This is a genomic window from Bordetella sp. 2513F2 (genome assembly GCF_054642735.1).
Genome location: NZ_CM137755.1, coordinates 3,865,125 through 3,882,674, shown reverse-complemented (window position 1 = coordinate 3,882,674; position 17,550 = coordinate 3,865,125). Strand labels below are relative to the sequence as shown.

Annotated in this window: 15 protein-coding genes; 7 read left to right on the top strand and 8 right to left on the bottom strand. The window is 66.5% G+C overall.

Annotation, left to right across the window (positions count from 1 at the left end; translation table 11 throughout):
- Positions 1-5: 5 nt before the first annotated feature.
- Positions 6-989, bottom strand: coding sequence for a Bug family tripartite tricarboxylate transporter substrate binding protein (locus ACYBYQ_RS18360; protein WP_459615857.1), 984 nt, complete (start codon positions 987-989; stop codon positions 6-8).
- Positions 990-1,121: 132 nt separating this feature from the next.
- Here ACYBYQ_RS18360 and ACYBYQ_RS18355 point away from each other — a divergent pair, with 132 nt between their 5' ends.
- A complete protein-coding gene (locus tag ACYBYQ_RS18355) occupies positions 1,122-1,874 on the top strand; it encodes a GntR family transcriptional regulator (protein WP_459615856.1) in 753 nt (250 codons plus the stop codon).
- Here ACYBYQ_RS18355 and ACYBYQ_RS18350 read toward each other — a convergent pair.
- The 3 genes from ACYBYQ_RS18350 to ACYBYQ_RS18340 are packed head-to-tail and all read right to left on the bottom strand — an operon-like array spanning position 1,871 to position 4,993.
- On the bottom strand, positions 1,871-3,082 hold the full coding sequence (locus tag ACYBYQ_RS18350; RefSeq protein WP_459615855.1) for a CaiB/BaiF CoA transferase family protein: 1,212 nt from the start codon (positions 3,080-3,082) through the stop codon (positions 1,871-1,873). The two genes, ACYBYQ_RS18355 and ACYBYQ_RS18350, sit on opposite strands and share 4 nt — an antisense overlap.
- Positions 3,083-3,132: 50 nt before the next feature.
- Positions 3,133-3,999, bottom strand: a complete 867-nt coding sequence (locus tag ACYBYQ_RS18345; protein ID WP_459615854.1) for an HpcH/HpaI aldolase/citrate lyase family protein — start codon at positions 3,997-3,999, stop codon at positions 3,133-3,135.
- 16 nt (positions 4,000-4,015) lie between these two features.
- Complete coding sequence (locus tag ACYBYQ_RS18340) at positions 4,016-4,993, bottom strand: Bug family tripartite tricarboxylate transporter substrate binding protein (protein WP_459615853.1); 978 nt, start codon at positions 4,991-4,993, stop codon at positions 4,016-4,018.
- A 116-nt stretch (positions 4,994-5,109) separates the two neighbouring features.
- Between ACYBYQ_RS18340 and ACYBYQ_RS18335 the strand changes: the two genes are divergently transcribed.
- The 5 genes from ACYBYQ_RS18335 to ACYBYQ_RS18315 all read left to right on the top strand — a co-directional run bounded on the left by ACYBYQ_RS18335 (position 5,110) and on the right by ACYBYQ_RS18315 (position 10,465).
- Positions 5,110-5,976, top strand: coding sequence for a LysR family transcriptional regulator (locus ACYBYQ_RS18335; protein WP_459615852.1), 867 nt, complete (start codon positions 5,110-5,112; stop codon positions 5,974-5,976).
- Between the two features lie 187 nt (positions 5,977-6,163).
- Complete coding sequence (locus tag ACYBYQ_RS18330; protein WP_459615851.1) at positions 6,164-7,159, top strand: tripartite tricarboxylate transporter substrate binding protein; 996 nt, start codon at positions 6,164-6,166, stop codon at positions 7,157-7,159.
- A gap of 12 nt (positions 7,160-7,171) precedes the next feature.
- Positions 7,172-8,152 (top strand): asparaginase, encoded by a 981-nt coding sequence (locus tag ACYBYQ_RS18325; RefSeq protein WP_459615850.1) that lies wholly within the window; start codon positions 7,172-7,174, stop codon positions 8,150-8,152.
- An 80-nt stretch (positions 8,153-8,232) separates the two neighbouring features.
- Entirely contained in the window at positions 8,233-8,808 is a 576-nt protein-coding gene (locus ACYBYQ_RS18320) for a hypothetical protein (protein ID WP_459615849.1), read from the top strand.
- A gap of 106 nt (positions 8,809-8,914) precedes the next feature.
- Positions 8,915-10,465 (top strand): argininosuccinate lyase, encoded by a 1,551-nt coding sequence (locus tag ACYBYQ_RS18315; RefSeq protein ID WP_459615848.1) that lies wholly within the window; start codon positions 8,915-8,917, stop codon positions 10,463-10,465.
- A 95-nt stretch (positions 10,466-10,560) separates the two neighbouring features.
- Here the strand turns inward: ACYBYQ_RS18315 and ACYBYQ_RS18310 are convergent, their stop codons facing one another.
- Positions 10,561-12,630 (bottom strand): BCCT family transporter, encoded by a 2,070-nt coding sequence (locus ACYBYQ_RS18310; RefSeq protein ID WP_459615847.1) that lies wholly within the window; start codon positions 12,628-12,630, stop codon positions 10,561-10,563.
- Between the two features lie 238 nt (positions 12,631-12,868).
- Positions 12,869-13,819: an alpha/beta fold hydrolase gene (locus tag ACYBYQ_RS18305; RefSeq protein ID WP_459615846.1), complete on the bottom strand. Its 951-nt coding sequence runs from the start codon at positions 13,817-13,819 to the stop codon at positions 12,869-12,871.
- A 111-nt stretch (positions 13,820-13,930) separates the two neighbouring features.
- Between ACYBYQ_RS18305 and ACYBYQ_RS18300 the strand changes: the two genes are divergently transcribed.
- Positions 13,931-14,764 (top strand): AraC family transcriptional regulator, encoded by an 834-nt coding sequence (locus tag ACYBYQ_RS18300; RefSeq protein ID WP_459615845.1) that lies wholly within the window; start codon positions 13,931-13,933, stop codon positions 14,762-14,764.
- Positions 14,765-14,799: 35 nt separating this feature from the next.
- Here ACYBYQ_RS18300 and ACYBYQ_RS18295 read toward each other — a convergent pair whose 3' ends face one another.
- Both ACYBYQ_RS18295 and ACYBYQ_RS18290 read right to left on the bottom strand, forming a co-directional pair.
- The gene (locus ACYBYQ_RS18295) at positions 14,800-17,010 is read right to left on the bottom strand and encodes a xanthine dehydrogenase family protein molybdopterin-binding subunit (protein WP_459615844.1); all 2,211 of its coding nucleotides are present in this window, start codon (positions 17,008-17,010) and stop codon (positions 14,800-14,802) included.
- Positions 17,011-17,012: 2 nt separating this feature from the next.
- Entirely contained in the window at positions 17,013-17,465 is a 453-nt protein-coding gene (locus ACYBYQ_RS18290; protein WP_459615843.1) for a (2Fe-2S)-binding protein, read from the bottom strand.
- Between the last annotated feature and the right edge of the window lie 85 nt (positions 17,466-17,550).

Here is a 17,550-nt window from a genome sequence, read left to right as displayed (position 1 = left end):
ATGCCTCACTTGGATTGCTTTGCCTGGATGAAGACCTTGCTGCCCACTTCGTCCAGCGTCTGCTGGACGGCATTGATTTCCTTTTCGAGCGCACTGCCCGTGAGGTCGTCGACGACGAAGCCGTTCTGGACCGAGAAATCCTTGAACTTCTGGCTCTGGATGGCCTTGCGGAAGATGGCGATGAGGCGGTCGCGCACAGTGTCCGGGATGCCGGCCGGCGCAACGATGTAGGCCATCTGCACCAGCGGACCGTACGGGAAGGCATCGAATCCCTTCTCCTCGAACGTGGGCACATCCGGATAGACGTCCAGCCGCGACTTGTCGAATACGGCGATGGGCGTCACATATCCGGCCTCGATCTGCCCGCGGCTTTCCGAAGGCTTGAGCACGGCAGCGTCGATCTGCTTGCCCGACAGGTCGGCGATGACCCGCGATCCCCCGGGATAGGGCACGTTCACGTAGCCCACGCCGGCGGCGCGCGCGGTCATCTCGGCAAATATGTGGTTCAGGTTGTTGGTTCCCGGCGTTCCGATGGAAATCTTGCCCGGGTTGCGCTTCATGTGCTCGAGGAACCCCTCCAGCGTGTCGGCCGGCCCGCCCTTGGACACGAGCAGCATCAGCGGATCCACGGACACCCTTGCGATGGGCGTGAACTGGTCGTTGCGCAGCGGCGTGAGCTTCTGGGCGATCTGCGCGAGCGTGGAACTGGTGCCCATGCCCACGACATAACCGTCGGCGGGCGAGTTGGCGACCTTGGTAAGGCCGATCGCACCGGTGGCGCCGGGGGCGTTCTCCACCACGAGATTGATGCCGTCTTCCGCCAGGATCTGTTGCAGGGCGCGGGCCGCGATGTCGTTCGATCCCCCTGCGTTCCAGGGCACGATGAACCGGATTTCCCGGGTCGGGAAATCGCCGGCTGCATGGGCCGGGCCGATGGCGACGCAGGTTGCCGCGCAAGCGGCCAGAAAAGCCTTCTTGATAAAGGACATGCTTGTCTCCTCCGAGGTATGCGCCCTTGGTCAGGCTGGTGTTGTGAGGCGAATTATATTGTTTGTTATAACAAACAACAACCTAAAGCGTGGTCAAATGATGCGGTCAAGCGTGCCATCGGAGGGTTGTTCGTGGGGGATCTGGCAGTGGAAAGCGTGCGGCTCAAACCGATAGAGCGGCAGACGCTATGGGATCGCGCCTACGGCGAGATCCGCAATGCCTTGCTGGCGGGGCGGTTCGCGCCCGGGGAGCGCATCCTGCTGCGGGAGGTGGCCGCGGAGCTGCGCATCAGCCTCACGCCGGTACGGGACGCGGTCAATCACCTGATTGCCGAGCGCGTCCTGGAGCGGGGCACGGGCGGCCAGGGCGGGGGCGCCACCGTGCCCTTCCTCGATGCCGAGCAGTTCCGCCAGCTCACCATCATTCGCGCCGACATCGAGGCGCGCGCCGCCTACGAGGCAACCGCATACGTGAAGGACGAGGACGTGGCCCGGCTGGGTGGCTGCCTAGCGGCCATGCGCAAGGCGATCGACGGCGAGCGGCTTGCCTACCTGGACCTGCACCGCCGCTTTCACTTCGGTATCTACGGGCTGGCCGACATGCCGGTCATCCTGGACGTCATCGAGAACCTGTGGCTGCGCTGCGGCCCGGTGCTGACGGCGGTGCTGCCCGAATATGTGCCCTACCTCAAGCGGGTGGATTACCACGAGCGCGCGCTGCGGGCGCTTGCCGAGCGCGACGCCGATGGCGTGGCTGCCGCGATACGGCAGGACATCAGCGAGGCCGGGGTCTATATCTACCGGCTGCTCCAGGATGCGGCGGGCCGTCCCGCGGGCTTGGAACAAGGCGGCGGGCAGACGGCCCGCACCGGCCAGGATTCCTAGAGCACCGCACCCTTCTCGCGCAGTGCCGCGATCACTTCCGGCGAGAATCCGGCTTGCGCCAGCACCTGGTCGCTGTGCTGGCCGAACGTGGGGGCGGCGTAGGGGGTGGCGCACGGAGTGCGCCGGTAGTCGATCGGCTTCTGGAAGCCGCGGTACCGCCCCACCACCGGATGCTCGAACTCCGCCACCAGGCCCTCCGCCTGCACCTGCGGGAAATCGAACATGTCTTCTATGGTTCGGGCTGCCGCGCAGGGCACCTCTTCGCCGAACAGGGCTTCCCACTCCAGGGCGCTGCGCGCCGCCAGGGCCGCGTGCAGCTTCGGCACGATCTCGTCCTTGCGCTGCGCCCGCTTGCGCACGGAGTCGTACCGCTCGTCGTCGGCCAGTTCGTGCAGGCCGGTCTTTGTGCAGAGCGCCCGCCAGAAATGCGGCGTATTGGCCGAGATGTACAGATAGCCGTCCCGGGTGGGATGGATGCCGGTGATCCCTCCCGAACGCATGTCGCGGCCCACGTCGCGCGGCTCGCCATCGGCCCACACCATGCGGGCCGACTGCAGGGTGAGGGCGCTGCGCAGCAGCGAAACACCGACGTACTGGCCGATGCCGCTGCGCTCGCGCTCGTAGAGGGCGGAGGCCACGCCGGCGGCGACGAGCGCCGAAGCGTAATAGTCCACGATGGAGCCGTAGAGAATCTGCGGGGGGCCTTCCTTGGGCCCTTGCAGGGTGCACATGCCCGTCATGGTCTGCAGCACCTGGTCGTAGCCGGCCTTGTCCTTCAGCGGACCGGATTCGCCGTAGCCCGTCACGGCGCAATACACCAGGCGCGGATTGATGGCCTGCAGTTGCTCATAGGCGATGCCGAGGCGGGCGGGCACGCTGGGCCGGAAGTTGTGCACCAGCACGTCGGCCGTGCGGGCGAGTTCGCGCAGCACGTCGCGCGCCTCTTCCTGCTTCAGGTCCAGCGCCAGGCCGCGCTTGCTGCGGTTCACGCCCAGGAAGGCGCGGCTCTCGGTTTCCAGCGTGGAAGGATACTTGCGGAGGTTGTCGCCCGCCGGCGGCTCGATCTTGATGACTTCGGCGCCCTGGTCGGCCAGCAGGGCGCAGCCGTACGGGCCGGCTATGTAGGCGCTCAGGTCCAGCACGCGTATGCCGGCGAGGGGGCCGGAAACCGGCATGGACGATGTGGATGCTGCGGGCGTCGTGGTCATTGCATCACCGGGTGCTAGGAAATTGCATCTGTCTGTGGGTTGGGAAAGGCTCAGGGAAGCAGGCCGAGCCTGCGGGCCAGCGCCACGATGGCCTGCGCACGCCGCACGAACGGTCCGTCCACCATGCGCCCGTCCACCACGTATGCGCCCACGCCGCGGGTTTCGGCATCCTGGGCGGCCTGCACCACGCGCAGGGCATGGGCGATCTCCTCCTGCGTGGGCTGGAATGCGGCGTTGGCCAGCGCCACCTGGCTGGGGTGGATGCAGCTCTTGCCCAGGAATCCCATGCGCCGGGCAAGCTCGGCCTCGGCCCGATAGCCATCCCGGTCCTGGATGTTGGCGTAGGCCGAGTCGTATGCGAAGACGCCGGCTTCGCCCGCAGCCATGCGGATCGAGAACATGGCCTGCGTGATGGCGGCCGTTTCGTGGCGAGCGATGCCCAGCGGTTCGAACAGGTCGCCCAGGCCCAGCTGCAGGCCGGCCACGCGCGGGTGGGCACCGGCCAGCTCCGCGGCGAGCCGCAGGCCGCGGGGCGATTCGATGTTCAGCAGGAGCCCGACCTCATGCGCCACGCCGTTTTCCCGTTCTGCGTCGATCACCGCCTGCGCGGCGGCGCGCACCTTGTCCGCGCTGTCCAGCTTGGGAACGTTCACCAGGTTCAAGCCGCGCCGGACCACGGCCCGGATGTCGGCCTCGAAATGCGGCGTGTCCTGGCCGTTCACCCGCGCGATCATGACTTTGCCGCACGCTGCCGTGGCCTCCGAGGCAAACAGTTCGCGCAACTGTTCCCGGGCCTGGGGCTTGCGCTCTTCCGCGACGGCATCTTCCAGGTCGAACGACAGGCCGTCGGCCTCGCTGGCCAGCGCCTTGGCGAAGAGTTCGGGCCGCGAGCCCGGAACGAACAACTTGCTACGCATCAACATATCGTCCCCGTCATTGCACGCTGATATTCCGTTCCCGGGCCACCTGCTTCCATTTCTCGGCGTCGCTGCGCACCAGGGCGGCGAACTGCTCGTTGGAAAGTGTGGAAGGCACCGCGCTTTCCTGGGCGAACATTTCGCGCATCCTGGGCTGCGACACGATGTCGCGGATCTCGCTGTTCAGCTTTTCCACCATGGCCGCGGGCAGGCCGGCGGGGCCCAGCACGCCCCACCACAGTTCCACGGAATAGCCGGGCTGCGTCTCGGCGACGGCGGGAATGTCTTTGTAGAAGGGTGAACGCTGCGGCGAGGTGACGGCCAGGATGCGGACGCGATCGGCCTTCTGCATCGACGACAGCGAAGCGAAGCTGGCGACGATGAAGTCCACGCGGCCCGCCGCGAGGTCGTTCATGGCCGGCGACATGCCTTTGTAGGGGACGTGCGTGTAAGTGGATTTCTCGCCGGCCGCGAGGATCTCGCTGGCCATCTGGTTCACCGAACCTACCCCGGCGCTGCCGTAGACCAGCTTGCCGGATTCCTTGCGTCCGGTGTCCAGCAACTGTTGCAGGTTCTGGTAGGGCGAGTCCTTGCCCACCACGATGGCCATGGGGCTGGTTGCCAGCATGGCCACCGGCGCGAAGCTCCGGACCACGTCGTACTTCAGCGCCGGCTGCACTGCCGCGTTGGTGGTCAGCGTGGAGGAGGACAGCATCAGCACCGAGCCGTCGGTGGGCGCCCGTGCCACGAACTCCGCGCCTATCGCCCCGCCCGCGCCGGGACGGTTCTCCACCACGATCGTATTCTGCAGCCGCTTGGACAGCTGCTCTGCCAGCACCCGCGCGAAGACGTCATTGCTGCCGCCTGGCGGGAAGGGCACAACCAGGGTCATGGTCTTGGGAAAGGCCGGCGCTGGCTGGGCCAGTGCCACTTTGGGCGGGACCATCGTGGCGGCGCACAGCAGTGCCCCCGCAAGCAAGGCAGTGAGTTTCATGGAATGTCTCCGTTTCCGTATTCGCCGAAGGCGTTATGGGTTGTGCCTCCGAATGCTAGGGCCGGATTCCGGTGATATAAAGCGAGGATTCCTGGAACACTTGGTGAGGAATCCTCATGAAGATCGAGGCCTTCCGTACGTTGAACGCCGTGCTGCGGGGAGGCAGCTTCGCGGCCGCTGCCGCCGACATGAACCTGTCGCCGAGTGCCGTGAGCCTGCAGATGAAGCAGCTGGAGGCGTACTTCGGCCAGCCCCTGTTCGATCGCAGCGCCCTGCAGGTGCGGCCAACCGGCTTTGCCCGCGAGGTCGACGAAGTGCTCCAGGAGGCGCTCGGCAAGCTGGATGCGCTGAGGCGGCGCAGTTCTCCGGAGGTCGAAGGCAAGGTGCGGCTGGGTACCATCGAGCCCCTGCAAGTGACCCTGCTGCCCAGGTTGCTGCATGCGGCGCGCAACCGCTATCCGCGGCTGGACGTACGTCCGGTGCGCGGCAGGGTGACCGACCTGGTCGAGAAGATCAAAAGCGGCGAGATCGACGCCGCCATCATCGTCCAGCCTGAAAAAGGAGGATCCCGCAGGCTGGCATGGACGCCCTTGTTCCGGGAGAAGCTGGTGCTGATCGCCCCGCCGGACTCCACCGAAACGCGCGTGACCGAATTGTTCGAGCGCTACGAGTGGATCCGCTTCGACAAATCCACCGTGGGCGGGCGCATCGCCGCGCGTTACGTCGCCCGGCATGCGCCGCATGCGCGCTGCAGGATAGACCTGCAGTCGCTGGCGGCGCTGACCGCGATGGTGTCGCAGGGCCTGGGAATTTCCATACTGCCCGAGCCCGGCCCCAACCTGTACGTGGCGCATCCCGTGCGCGTGATCCCCCTGGGCAAGGCCGGCCTCTACCGCCAGGTCTCCTTCGTCTGCCGCCTGGCCGACCAGGATCACCGCCTGGTCCAGGCCCTGCTGAGCTGCGCCCAGGGCGCCACGACGTAGGAGACGCCTGTGTCGGCCCTGCGTGAGCCTGGCGGGGCGCGCAGTCCGACACGATGAAACCGGTACATCAAATTTTCTTCACACGTCCATAAGCAAAATTCGGCCCGTCCCCTGCGCACCGCGCCGCGCAATCCTTTAGGCTTGCGGGTTCACCAAGAAAACCCACAACGTACACAAGGGGAACGCGATGTACATCAGGAATCCCGTCGGGTGGGCCCGGGCGGCCATCCTGGCCTTCGGCGCGCTCGCGGCCGCCGCCAGCGCCAGCCAGGCCGCCGAAGCGGCCGACTATCCCGCCAAGCCGGTCAGGATCGTGGTGGGCTACTCGCCCGGCGGCGCAACCGACGTGCTGGCCCGGCTCGTCGCCACCGAGCTGTCGGCGGAACTGGGCCAGCCGTTCATCGTGGAGAACAGGCCGGGCGCCGGATCCAACATCGCCACGGAAGCCGTCGTCCGTGCGCAGCCCGATGGCTACACCCTGCTGGTGCTTACCATCCAGAACGCCACCAACATGTCGGTGTACAAGAACATCGGCTACGACACCAACAAGGACCTGCAGCCCATTGCCCAGTTCATGGCATCGCCCAGCGTGCTCGTGGTCTCGCCTGCGCTTCCCGTCGACAGCCTGGCCTCGCTCATCGCCGCCGCCAAGGCGGACCCCCGGGCGCTGAGCTACGCGTCCACCGGCGTTGGCGGGTCGCCGCACCTGGCGGGCGAGATGCTCAAGTGGCGGGCCGGCATCGACATGCTGCACGTGCCCTACAAGGGCACGGCCCCCGCCATGACGGACGTGATCGCCGGCAACGTCTCGGCCAGCTTCATGACCACGCTGGGCGTGCTGGAGCAGATGCAGACGGGCAAGATGCGGCCGCTGGCGGTGGCCTACGGCAGCCGCCTGCCCGAACTGCCCGACGTGCCGACCATGGCCGAGGCAGGCCTGGCCGATTTCGAGGTCACGTCGTGGAACGGCCTGGCCGCGCCTGCCGGCACGCCGCCCGACGTCGTGGAGAAGCTGGCGGCTGCCGTCGACCGCATCCTGCAGAAACCCGCCATGCAGGAACGTATCCGCGGCCTGGGCGGCCAGGCCGTGCTGCGCGGCCCGCAGGCGTTCGCAGCCCATGTGCAGGCCGAGACCGAAAAGTGGCGCAAGGTCGTGGAAGCCGCCCATATCTCGATGGACTGAGCGGAGGATGCCATGAGCAGATGCGCACTCGTCACCACGGGGGGCACCATTGTCTCCCGCATCGATCCGGCCACGGGCCTGGCCATGCCGGTCCTGTCCGGGGCAGACCTGGTCGCCTCGCTCCAGCCCTATGGCGACGTGGGGGAGGTCGAGGTCCATGACGTCGTGCGGGTGGCTTCGCCGCAGATCGGGCTGGACGACTGGATCACCCTGTACCGCAAGGTCAGCGCGCTGGCCGCGCGCCCGGACATCGCGGGCATCGTCGTCACCCATGGCACCAGCACGCTGGAGGAAACCGCCTGGTTCCTGGACCTGGTCCTGGACACGCCCAAGCCCATCGTGGTCACGGGCGCACAGCGTAACGCGTCGGAACCGGACTTCGACGGCCCGCGCAACCTGTACAACGCGCTGCTGATCTGCCGCACCGAAGCGGCGCGCGGCCAGGGCGTGATGGTGGCCCTCAATGATCACATCAACGCGGCGCGCGAGGCCACCAAGTCCCATACGCTGGATGTGGAGACATTCCAGTCGGGCGAGTGGGGCTTCCTGGGCGCCGTGGTGCGCCAGCGGGTCACCTTCCATCGGCGCAGCTGCCGGCGCCTGCATGTGCCGATCGTGGCCGACGCCTTGCCCCAGGTGGACATCGTGCCCATGTACGTGGGCGCCACGGGCGCGCCCTTGCGCGCGGCCCTGGAGGACGGCGCGCAAGGCATCGTCGTGCAGGCGGTGGCATCCGGCCACGTCAATGAGGCCGTGTACGAGGCGGTGCTGCACGCCCGCCGGCGCGGCATCCCTGTGGTGCTGTCCACGCGCATCCCGCGCGGCGGCACCCGCGCGGGCTACGGTTTCGCGGGATCCTCCCAGCACATGGTCGAGCACGGCGCCGTGCTGAGCGGCGACCTGTCTCCCTGGAAGGCGCGCATCCTGCTGATGCTGGCGATCCAGGCGGGCAGGGCGGATACCGCCGCATTGCGTGCGCTGTTCGATACCTGAGGGGATCATGGCGGCAACATTGCAGCCGCCCCGGCTATCATGTTCCCGCCTTCGAACACCAGCGGAACATGGGAGTAAGCATGGGAACCTTGCTGGCCGCCCTGGCCATACTTGCCGCCACGCCGGCATACGCCGACGTCACGGAACTCGAACAACGCCTGCCCAAGGAAGTCGAGGGCATGCGGCTGCTGAAAGTCCAGACGCTGCCGCAAGAGGGCGGCAAGATCGTCGCGCACTACGGGGAGTCCGTGGGCCGAGGCACGGTGTACCTGATTCCGGCGCCCGACGCAGGAAGCAAGTTCGAAGGGCCTTCGCAGCTTGCGCAATTGGCCATGCTGGAGGCGGCGGCCAACAACATCAGGCAGGGCACCAAGGCGCTGGGCGAGTCCTATGAATCCGGCGTCGTCGTGGCGTCCACCGTGAAGGTGTCCAGCCTGATGCTCACCTGCAGTTCGCTCGAGCGCCGTCAGCGGGAGCAGAAAGATCCCCTCAACCTGAGAGATCTGCAGTGTTTCTTCCAGATCTCCGACAGCATCGTGGGCATCATGGTGACGACCCCCTTCAAGAACGCCATGCGCCAGAAGATCGCGGATGCGCAACTCAAGTACGTTGCGGCGACGGCCCTGATGCTGTCTTCCCGGGAACGGAAGAACTAGGAGGCGTGCAGTCTCGTCCCGCCAGGGCCCGGGCCGCCGGCACTTGCCGGCCAGGGCCCCATCCGGCCTAGAATGGGGAGCCCCCACTCCCCATTGCGAGCACAGGATGAGACACGCACTATCCGGCTGGGCCATGGCCCTTGCCATCGCATCGGCCGCCTTGCCGGCCGCCGCCCAGACCACCCCGGCCCAATCCCCGGCACAACAGGCTCCCGCGCCTGCCGTGCGCGACGAATTCTTCTGGCTGGGCGAGATCAACAAGGCCACTGCCGTCATCAACACCGATGCGGGCCTGCTCGACAAGGCCATCGCGCCGCGTCTGGCCGCGGGCGTCGCAAAGGTAATCGAAGAGGGCAACCGGCCGGGCGCCAAGCGGCCGTCCACGGTGATCACCTTCGAGCCCCTGCTGATCAAGGCCGCCGGCGAAGACGTGACCCTGCTGCACGCCGGCCGCTCCAGCCAGGACATGCATGCCACCTACCGCGCCGCCATGCTGCGCGACAACATGCTGGCGCTTGCCGGCCAGCTCAACCAGACCGCCGGCACGCTGGTGGAACTGGCCGCCAGGCATGTCGACACCATCGTTCCCAACTATACCAATGGCGTGGCCGCCCAGCCCAACAGCTACGGCCACTACCTGCTGGGCCACGCCGCCGGGCTCGCGCGCGACGCGCAGCGCATCCGCGAGGCCTATGCGCGCATCGACCGTTCGGCCATGGGCACCACCGTGCTGAACGGCACGAGCTGGCCGCTCGATCGCCAGCGCATGGCCGACTACCTGGGCTTTTCCGCGCTGGTTGACAACGCCTACGACGCTTCGCAGATCTCCTCCATGGACGAGCCGGTGGAAGCGGCCTCCATCGTCACCAGCATCGCGCTGCACACCGGCAACTTCATCGAGGACGTGATGACGCAGTATGCGCAGTCGCGGCCCTGGATCCTGCTGCAGGAAGGCGGCGGCAATACCTACGTTTCCAGCGCCATGCCGCAGAAGCGCAATCCGGGCCTGCTCAACGCCACGCGCAGCGATGCCTCCACCGCCATCACCCTGGCCATGGGGCCGGTGATCCAGATGCACAACATCACCCCGGGCATGAGCGATCCCAAGGATCAACAGCAGAACGCCGCCATGGTCGAGAGCGCCGTCGCCATGCTGAAGAAATGGGATCGCGTGCTCAAGGCGCTCGTCATCAGCCCGGATCGCGCGCTGGAAGAGCTCAACAGCGACTGGACGGCTTCGCAGGAACTGGCCGACGTGCTGATGCGCAAGTACAAGCTGCCGTTCCGCGTGGGCCATCACTTCGCCTCCGAGATCGTGTCCTATGCGCGCGAGCACGGCATCAAGCCGCTGGACTTCCCGTATGCGGAGGCGCAGCGCATTTACCGCGAGGCGGTGCACGGCAGCAACTATCCCGCCGAGCTGCCGATGGCCGAGGCGGAGTTCCGCTCCACCCTGGATCCGGTGGCCATCGTGAAGAACCGTGCCACCGTAGGCGGCCCGCAACCCGCCGAGATGGAGCGCATGCTGAAGCAGGCGCGTGCGCAACTGGCCGAGCAGGATGCCTGGATCAAGGCCCGGCGCCAGCACATCGACGAGTCCCTGGCCCGGCTGGACGGGGATTTCGAGAAACTGCTGGCGAGCGGCAAGCAGCACTGAACGGTTGTGCCAGGCACCGATTGAACTGACACCCGGTTCACGCCGGGTTCATGCGGCCCATCTTTCCCATGAACTGGAAGGATGGGCCGCGGGGATCAACCAGCCTGGTTGTCGGCGCGCTCATCCGTATTGAGCATTTCGTCGTGCTCGGCCATGTTCCACGGGAGTACCCCTGGTGATATATGCAGGAAGTGCAGGTATTTCTCGAAGTGATCGAGGATATCCGTGATGATTTCCTGCTGGTCGTACCCGTAAACGTCATACATCTGGCCGCCACGCCGGAGGAAGACTTCGGCGCGGTAGTATTTCTCCTCGGTGTTGTCGTCCGACGTGATTTCCGGGAAGGCAAAACTGGGACGGGCATACTCGCGCATGCGGATTTCGTAGATGAAGTCCAGCTCGTCTCCCTTCTTTATCTCGATATAGGCACGGCAGGGGTCGCTGTCGTATTGCGCGCTGGCCTGCCAGCCCTGTTCGTTCAAGCCCTTGCTCAGGCGGGTCATGGCCTTCAGCGCATCGCCGGCTATGAACGTCCGCACTTCCTCGATGTCCGGATAGTGCACGATTCCAGCCAGGCGCTGCTTCCAGGACGTGAGCGGATTCTGGCTGCCATGCCGGGTGTTCTGCATGTGATGGCGCAAGCTGTTGTCGCGGTGCGTCTCGATCGACAGGGCGCGCCACATGCCTACCGCTGAAATCAGCATGATGATCGCAAAGGGCAGGGCGCTGACTATCGTCATGGTCTGCAGCGCCTTCAGCCCGCCCGCCAGCAGCAGTACGGAAGCAACCACCCCTTCCAATATGGCCCAGAATGCACGCTGCCAGGCGGGCGTATGCATGGCTCCGCCGGATGCGAGCGAGTCGATGACCAGCGACCCGGAATCGGAGGACGTCACGAAGAACGTGATGATCAATATCACCGTGATGAAGGAGGCGAAGGACGTGAACGGCAGCCGTTCCAGGAGCTTGAACAAAGCTATGGCCGTATCGTTCTGCACTTCGGTGATGAGCGCCGTGTAGCCCTCGTTCATGATCATGTGCAGCGCAGTATCCCCGAACACCGAGAACCACAGGAACGTGAACATCGTCGGTACGAACATCACCCCGACCACGAACTGGCGTATTGTTCGCCCGCGGCTTATCTTGGCGATGAAAAGGCCTACGAACGGCGCCCAGGCTATGGTCCAGCCGAAGACGAAGAGCGTCCAGTTGCCGATCCAGTCGCTGTGCGTGTAGGCCTGCAGGTTGAAGGTGCGCTCGATGATGTTGTTGAGATAGCTGCCGGTGTTCTGCAGGAACGCCTCGAGGATGAAGATCGACGGGCCGGTAAGGAACACGAACGAGAGCAGCGCTATCGCAAGCACCATGTTGAGTATCGAAAGGTTCTTTACGCCTTTGTCCAGGCCGGCAAGCACCGAAATAAGCGCCAGCGCCGTGATCACCGCGATGGCAATGATCTGTACCGTGACGTCCACGGGAATGGACGGCCAGAGATAATTGAGGCCTGCGTTGATCTGGGCGACCGACAGGCCCAGCGTCGTTGCGATGCCGAACAGCGTGCCGAGAATGGCGAAGATGTCGACGGTATGGCCGATCGGGCCATGGATGCGCTCGCCGATGAGCGGATACAGCGCCGAGCGCATCGACAACGGCAAGCCATGGCGGAAGGCAAAATAGGCCAGTACCACGCCGACCAGCCCGTAGATGGCCCAGATGTGGAATCCCCAGTGGAAGAAGGCGATCTGCATCGCCTGCTTCGCCGCGTCGACAGTCTGGGCCGCGCCTGCCGGCGGAGTGGCGTAATGCAGGACCGGCTCGGCGACACCGAAAAAGAGCAGTGCGATTCCGTAACCTGCCGAGAACAGCATGGCCAGCCAGGCCGAAAAGCTGTATTGCGGCTCAGCATGGTCCGGGCCGAGCTTGATGTCGCCCCACTTGCTGAAAGCGATCGCTACGATGAAGACCAGGAAAATGGCCACAGCCAGCATGTAGAACCAGCCGAATGTCCTGGTAACGTAGGACAGCGTCGCCGAGAAGGCTTCCTGCGCGAGCTCCGGGTTGCTCACGGTGCCGACGACCAGCAGCAGGGTGATGATCACGGCTGGCACAAAAACCGGTACCAGGATGTAGGTTCGCCAGTTTGGGCGTGGGGTATCAGCCGTCATCGCGTTTCCTCGCAAGTCGATCGGACACGCCTCCCCATTCCCGTACCGGCCGTCTCGCCATTCCCGACCCTGTACGATTTCCCGGAAGCGGTGGCCTATACGGTAACTGAGAACCGGCCTGCTTCCCAAGCGGGATGTGCTGCAGCCCATGGGTGCGGACTTGGGTTCGGACGGCGCTGAGTGCTGCCGCCCGCCGCCCGGGCGCCGGGCGCCCATGGCAGCCCGGCGTCCGGCGCGCTCAATCCTGCAGGAACTTGAGCAGGTCCGCGTTCAGCCGGTCCTTGTGCGTGTCGGCCAGCCCGTGCGGCGCGCCCGGGTAGACGAGCAACCGGGCGTCCTTGACGAGCGCCGCCGATGCGCGGCCGGCAATGTCCAGCGGGACGATCTGGTCGTCGTCGCCATGGATCACCAGCGTGGGCACGTCGAACTTCTGCAGATCGGCCCGGAAATCGGTGGCCGAGAAGGCGGCGATGGAGTCATACGTGTTCTTGTGGCCACCCTGCATGCCCTGCACCCAGAACGACTGGATCAGGCCCTGGCTGGGCTTGGCGCCGGGGCGATTGAAGCCGAAGAACGGACCCGAGGCGATGTCCAGGTACAGCTGCGAGCGGTTCTCCAGCGATGCCTTGCGCAGGCCGTCGAATACCTCGATGGGCACGCCGCCCGGATTGTCGGCGGTCTTCAGCATCAGCGGTGGCACCGCGCTGACCAGCACGGCCTTCTTCACGCGGCTGGTGCCGTGGCGGCCGATGTAGCGCGCCACTTCGCCGCCGCCGGTGGAAAAGCCGACCAGCGTGACGTCCTTCAGGTCCAGGGCCTGGATCACGGCGGCCAGGTCGTCGGCATAGTGGTCCATGTCGTTGCCGTCCCAGGGCTGGCTGGAACGCCCATGGCCGCGGCGGTCGTGGGCAACCACGCGGTAGCCTTGCGAGGCCAGGTAGATCATCTGCGATTCCCAGCTGTCCGAGCTCAAGGGCCAGCCGTGGCTGAAGGTGACGACGGGGCCGTCTTTCGGGCCCCAGTCCTTGAAATAGATCTGTACGCCGTCAGGCGTCGTGACGTAGCTGCCGTTCTTGGCGATGGCGCCGGCCTGGGCGCGTTCGGCCGTCGGTGCAGCCTGGGCGGCGGTGCCGGCCTGGGCGGCGGTGGCAAGCAGGGCAGTGGCAACAACAGTGGAAACGGTATTCATGGTCACACCTCATCGTTGGGGGTTGGGGCCGTAGCGGCTTATGGGTATTGTGGGTGGTCGCGCCAAACGATTGGTGATATAAAGTCCAGAAAACTTGATCGAGAGTACAGAATGGCGGACAGGCTGGCCGAGCTGCTGCAGCGCTTCGCGATCGATGCGCAGGTGTTCCACGCCGGAACGCTGTGCGGCCACAACATGCTCGAGGCGCAAGGCGAAGTGGGCCAGCTGCACCTGATACGGCGCGGCCCTGTCGAGGTCCTGCACGGCGACGTGTCGATGCGCGTCGAGGCGCCCAGCCTGCTGCTGTATCCGCGGCCGATGGCGCACCGCTTCGTCACAGACCCCGTGCAGGGGGCCGACCTGGTCTGCGCCAACCTGAGGTTCGAGGGCGGTGCGCGCAATCCGATCAGCGCCGCCTTGCCCCAATTCATGTGCCTGCCGCTGGCGTCGGTCGACGGCGCGGAAGCGGTGCTGCGCGTATTGTTCGACGAGGCCTTTGCGCAACGCTGCGGCCGGCATGCGGTGGTGAACCGCCTGTTCGAGGTGGTGATGATCCAGGTCCTGCGCCAGCTGATGGAAAGCGAACTGGTGAAAAGCGGCATGCTGGCCGGGCTGGCGCATGCGCGCCTGCGCATTCCGCTGGTGGCGATGCACGAGGCGCCGTCCAGGGACTGGTCGCTGGAAGAGCTGGCCGACAGCGCAGGCATGTCGCGCAGCGCGTTCGCCACGACGTTTCGCGACGTGGTCGGCGTCACGCCGGGGCAGTATCTGCAGGGCTGGCGCATCGGCCTGGCGCAGCGCGCGCTGCGCCAGGGGCGGCCGCTCAAGCTCATCGCCGGCGATGTCGGCTACGGCAGCGAAGCCGCGCTGTCGCGCGCATTCAAGGCGCACACCGGCAAGTCGCCCGGGCAGTGGCGCAAAGCCCACGATGGCGCCGCGCCCTGAAGCCGGAGCCGGCCTCGGGCCGGCTCACGATGCGCTCAGGCGGCCAGCAGGGCCTTGATCCGCTCGGCCGTGAACGGCATGGCCCGCAGCCTTTGCTTCGTCAAGGCATGAACGGCGTTGGCCACCGCCGCGCCCGTCATGGGCACGCCGATTTCTCCCGCGCCTGAGGGCGCCGCGCCCGATTCGATGATCCGGACTTCGATTTCCGGGATCTCATGGATGCGCAGCGGCTCATAGTCGTAGAAGTTGTTCTGCTGGATCTGGCCTTTCGCAACGGTGATGCGTTCCTTGAGCACGCCCGAGAGCCCGAAGAGGATGCCGCCCTCGGCCTGCGCCACGAGGTTGTCGGGATGGATCGCAATGCCGGGGTCCACCGCGGCCCAGTAGCGGTGCACGCGGATCTGCCCCGACTCCGCATCGATGGAGATTTCGGCAACGCCCGCGCCCAGGGTGGCTTTGTAGCCGGCGAATGAAATCCCGTGCGCGCGTCCGGCGGGCGCCTTGCCGAAGTTCGACATGGCGACCACCGCATCCAGCACGGCACGGCCACGCGGGCTTTTCGCGAGCAGGCGCCGCCGGAAACTCACCGGGTCGCTGCCGGCGGCTGCGGCGAGTTCGTCGATGAAACACTCGCGCGCGAAGCAGTTCGGCCCCCAGCCGATCCCGCGCCACGCGGAAACGCGCGACTGCCGCTCGAGGATCACGTGTTCCGCGAGAAAATCGGGGATGTCGTAGTCGCTGCTTTCCGTTCCCTCCATCACCAGCACATCCCGGCCCTTGGCTCCCTGCCAGCGCGAGGGGGCGGCAAAGGCCAGGATCGACGGGCTGGCCACGCGGTGGCGCAGCGCCATGACGCTGCCGCTGGCGTCCAGCGTGGCCTCGAGCTTGTGCGCGGTGACGGGCCGCAGCCAGCCATTCTTGACGTCGTCTTCGCGCGTCCACATCAGCTTCACCGGCCGCTTCAACTGCCGCGACAGCACCAGCGCGTCGTGCAGGATGTCGCGGGCGAAGAAGGTGCGGCGGCCGAACGCGCCGCCCATCTGCATGGCGTGGAAGCGGATGCGGTCGGGCGTCGTCTGCAGCGCCTGGACGGCCGCCGCAATCGACACGGACTGGCTTTGCGTGCCCAGCCAGATCTCGGCGCCCTTGCCGTCGGGATCGACGGCAGCGACGGCGTTCAGTGGCTCCATCTGCCCGTGGTAGACATACTCGGTAGTGAAACTTGCCTCGACGCGGCGATGCCGCGCGTCCTGCAGGGCTTCCCGTGCCTGCCCCCGCGCTTCCCATGCCGTTCCCGGCCGCTGCGCATCGCCGGCGGCGGCCACGGCCGCGGCCAGATCGGCGTCGCCGCTGGCCGAGCGGAATCGCGATTCCTCGCTCCACTCCACCTGCAACAGGTCACGCGCCCGCAGTGCCGTCTCCCAGCGCTCGGCCACGACCACCACCGAATGGGGCAGGGCGATCACATCCACCACGCCCGCCAGCGCCCTGGCCTCGGCGTCGGACACGGCCAGCGGCTTTTCCCCTTCCACGGGCGCGTGCAGCTGGGCCGCGTAGACCATGCCCGGCACCCGCACGTCGATCGAATAAACGGCTTCGCCGCGCGTCTTGCCGGGGATGTCGCGGCGCCCGGGGTCGGTGCCGATCAGGCGGTAGGCGGACCTCGCCTTCAGGTCGGCATCGGTGATTTCCGGCACCTGCGTGGCGATCCGGGGCAGGGCGATGACCTCGCCGTAGCGCAGGCGGCGACGGCTGGGCGGATGCAGCACCACGCCGGGCTCGGTCGTGACTTCCCCCGCCGGCACGCCCCAGGCATCGGCGGCCGTATGAATCAGGATGCGGCGCGCGCCGGCTCCGGCACGCCGCATGATGTCGAAGTAGCCGGCAACCGACGAGCTCCCCGCCGTAAACAACATGCCGCCGGTATGGGGATTGCCGTATACGTCCGCGGGGCCCTGGTCGACCTGCTCCACCCGCACCTTCGACCAATCGGCGTCGAGCTCCTCGGCCAGGATCATGGGCAGCGAGGTCATGACGCCCTGGCCCATCTCGGTGGCCCCGAAGCGGATGATGACGTCATCGTCGCGGCCGATGGTGACCCACGCATTTGCCCATGCCGGCGCGGCGTCCTGCGCCTGCGCTGTCCCGGCAAATACCCGGACGGCTCCTCCGGCCATGACGGCGAAGCCCAGCGCGCCAGCCGAGCGGAAGAAATCGCGGCGCGAGAGATTCAGGGAACCGGTCATCGTCATGCCTCCCGGGAGACGCGTTCGATGGCGCGGACGATCCGATGGTAAGTGCCGCAGCGGCACAGGTTCGGCACCATGGCGTCCACGATCTCTTCGCGCGAGGGTCTGGGGGTGGCTGACAGCAGCGCGGCGGCGCGCATGATCTGGCCCGACTGGCAATAGCCGCATTGCGGCACCTGCTCTGCAATCCAGGCCTTCTGCAAGGGGTGGTCGCCGTGCGGCGAGAGCCCTTCGATCGTGGTGACGGCTCGCCCCGCGGCCGCTTCGAGCGGCATCTGGCACGCGTAAACCGCCTCGCCGTCAAGGTGGACCGTGCAGGCGCCGCAAGCGCCCGCGCCGCAGCCGTATTTCGTGCCGGTCAGGCCGAGGTGTTCCCGCAATACCCAGAGCAGGGGAGTCTCGGGATCGGCCGTTACGTCGACGCTGCGTCCATTGATGGTCACGTTGGGCATGGATGCTCCTTTGCGCTGATCGTGATGATTACGGCTGAACCTGGCTTTGCACGCATGTTGACTCCCCTGCTCGCCGGATCGTTGC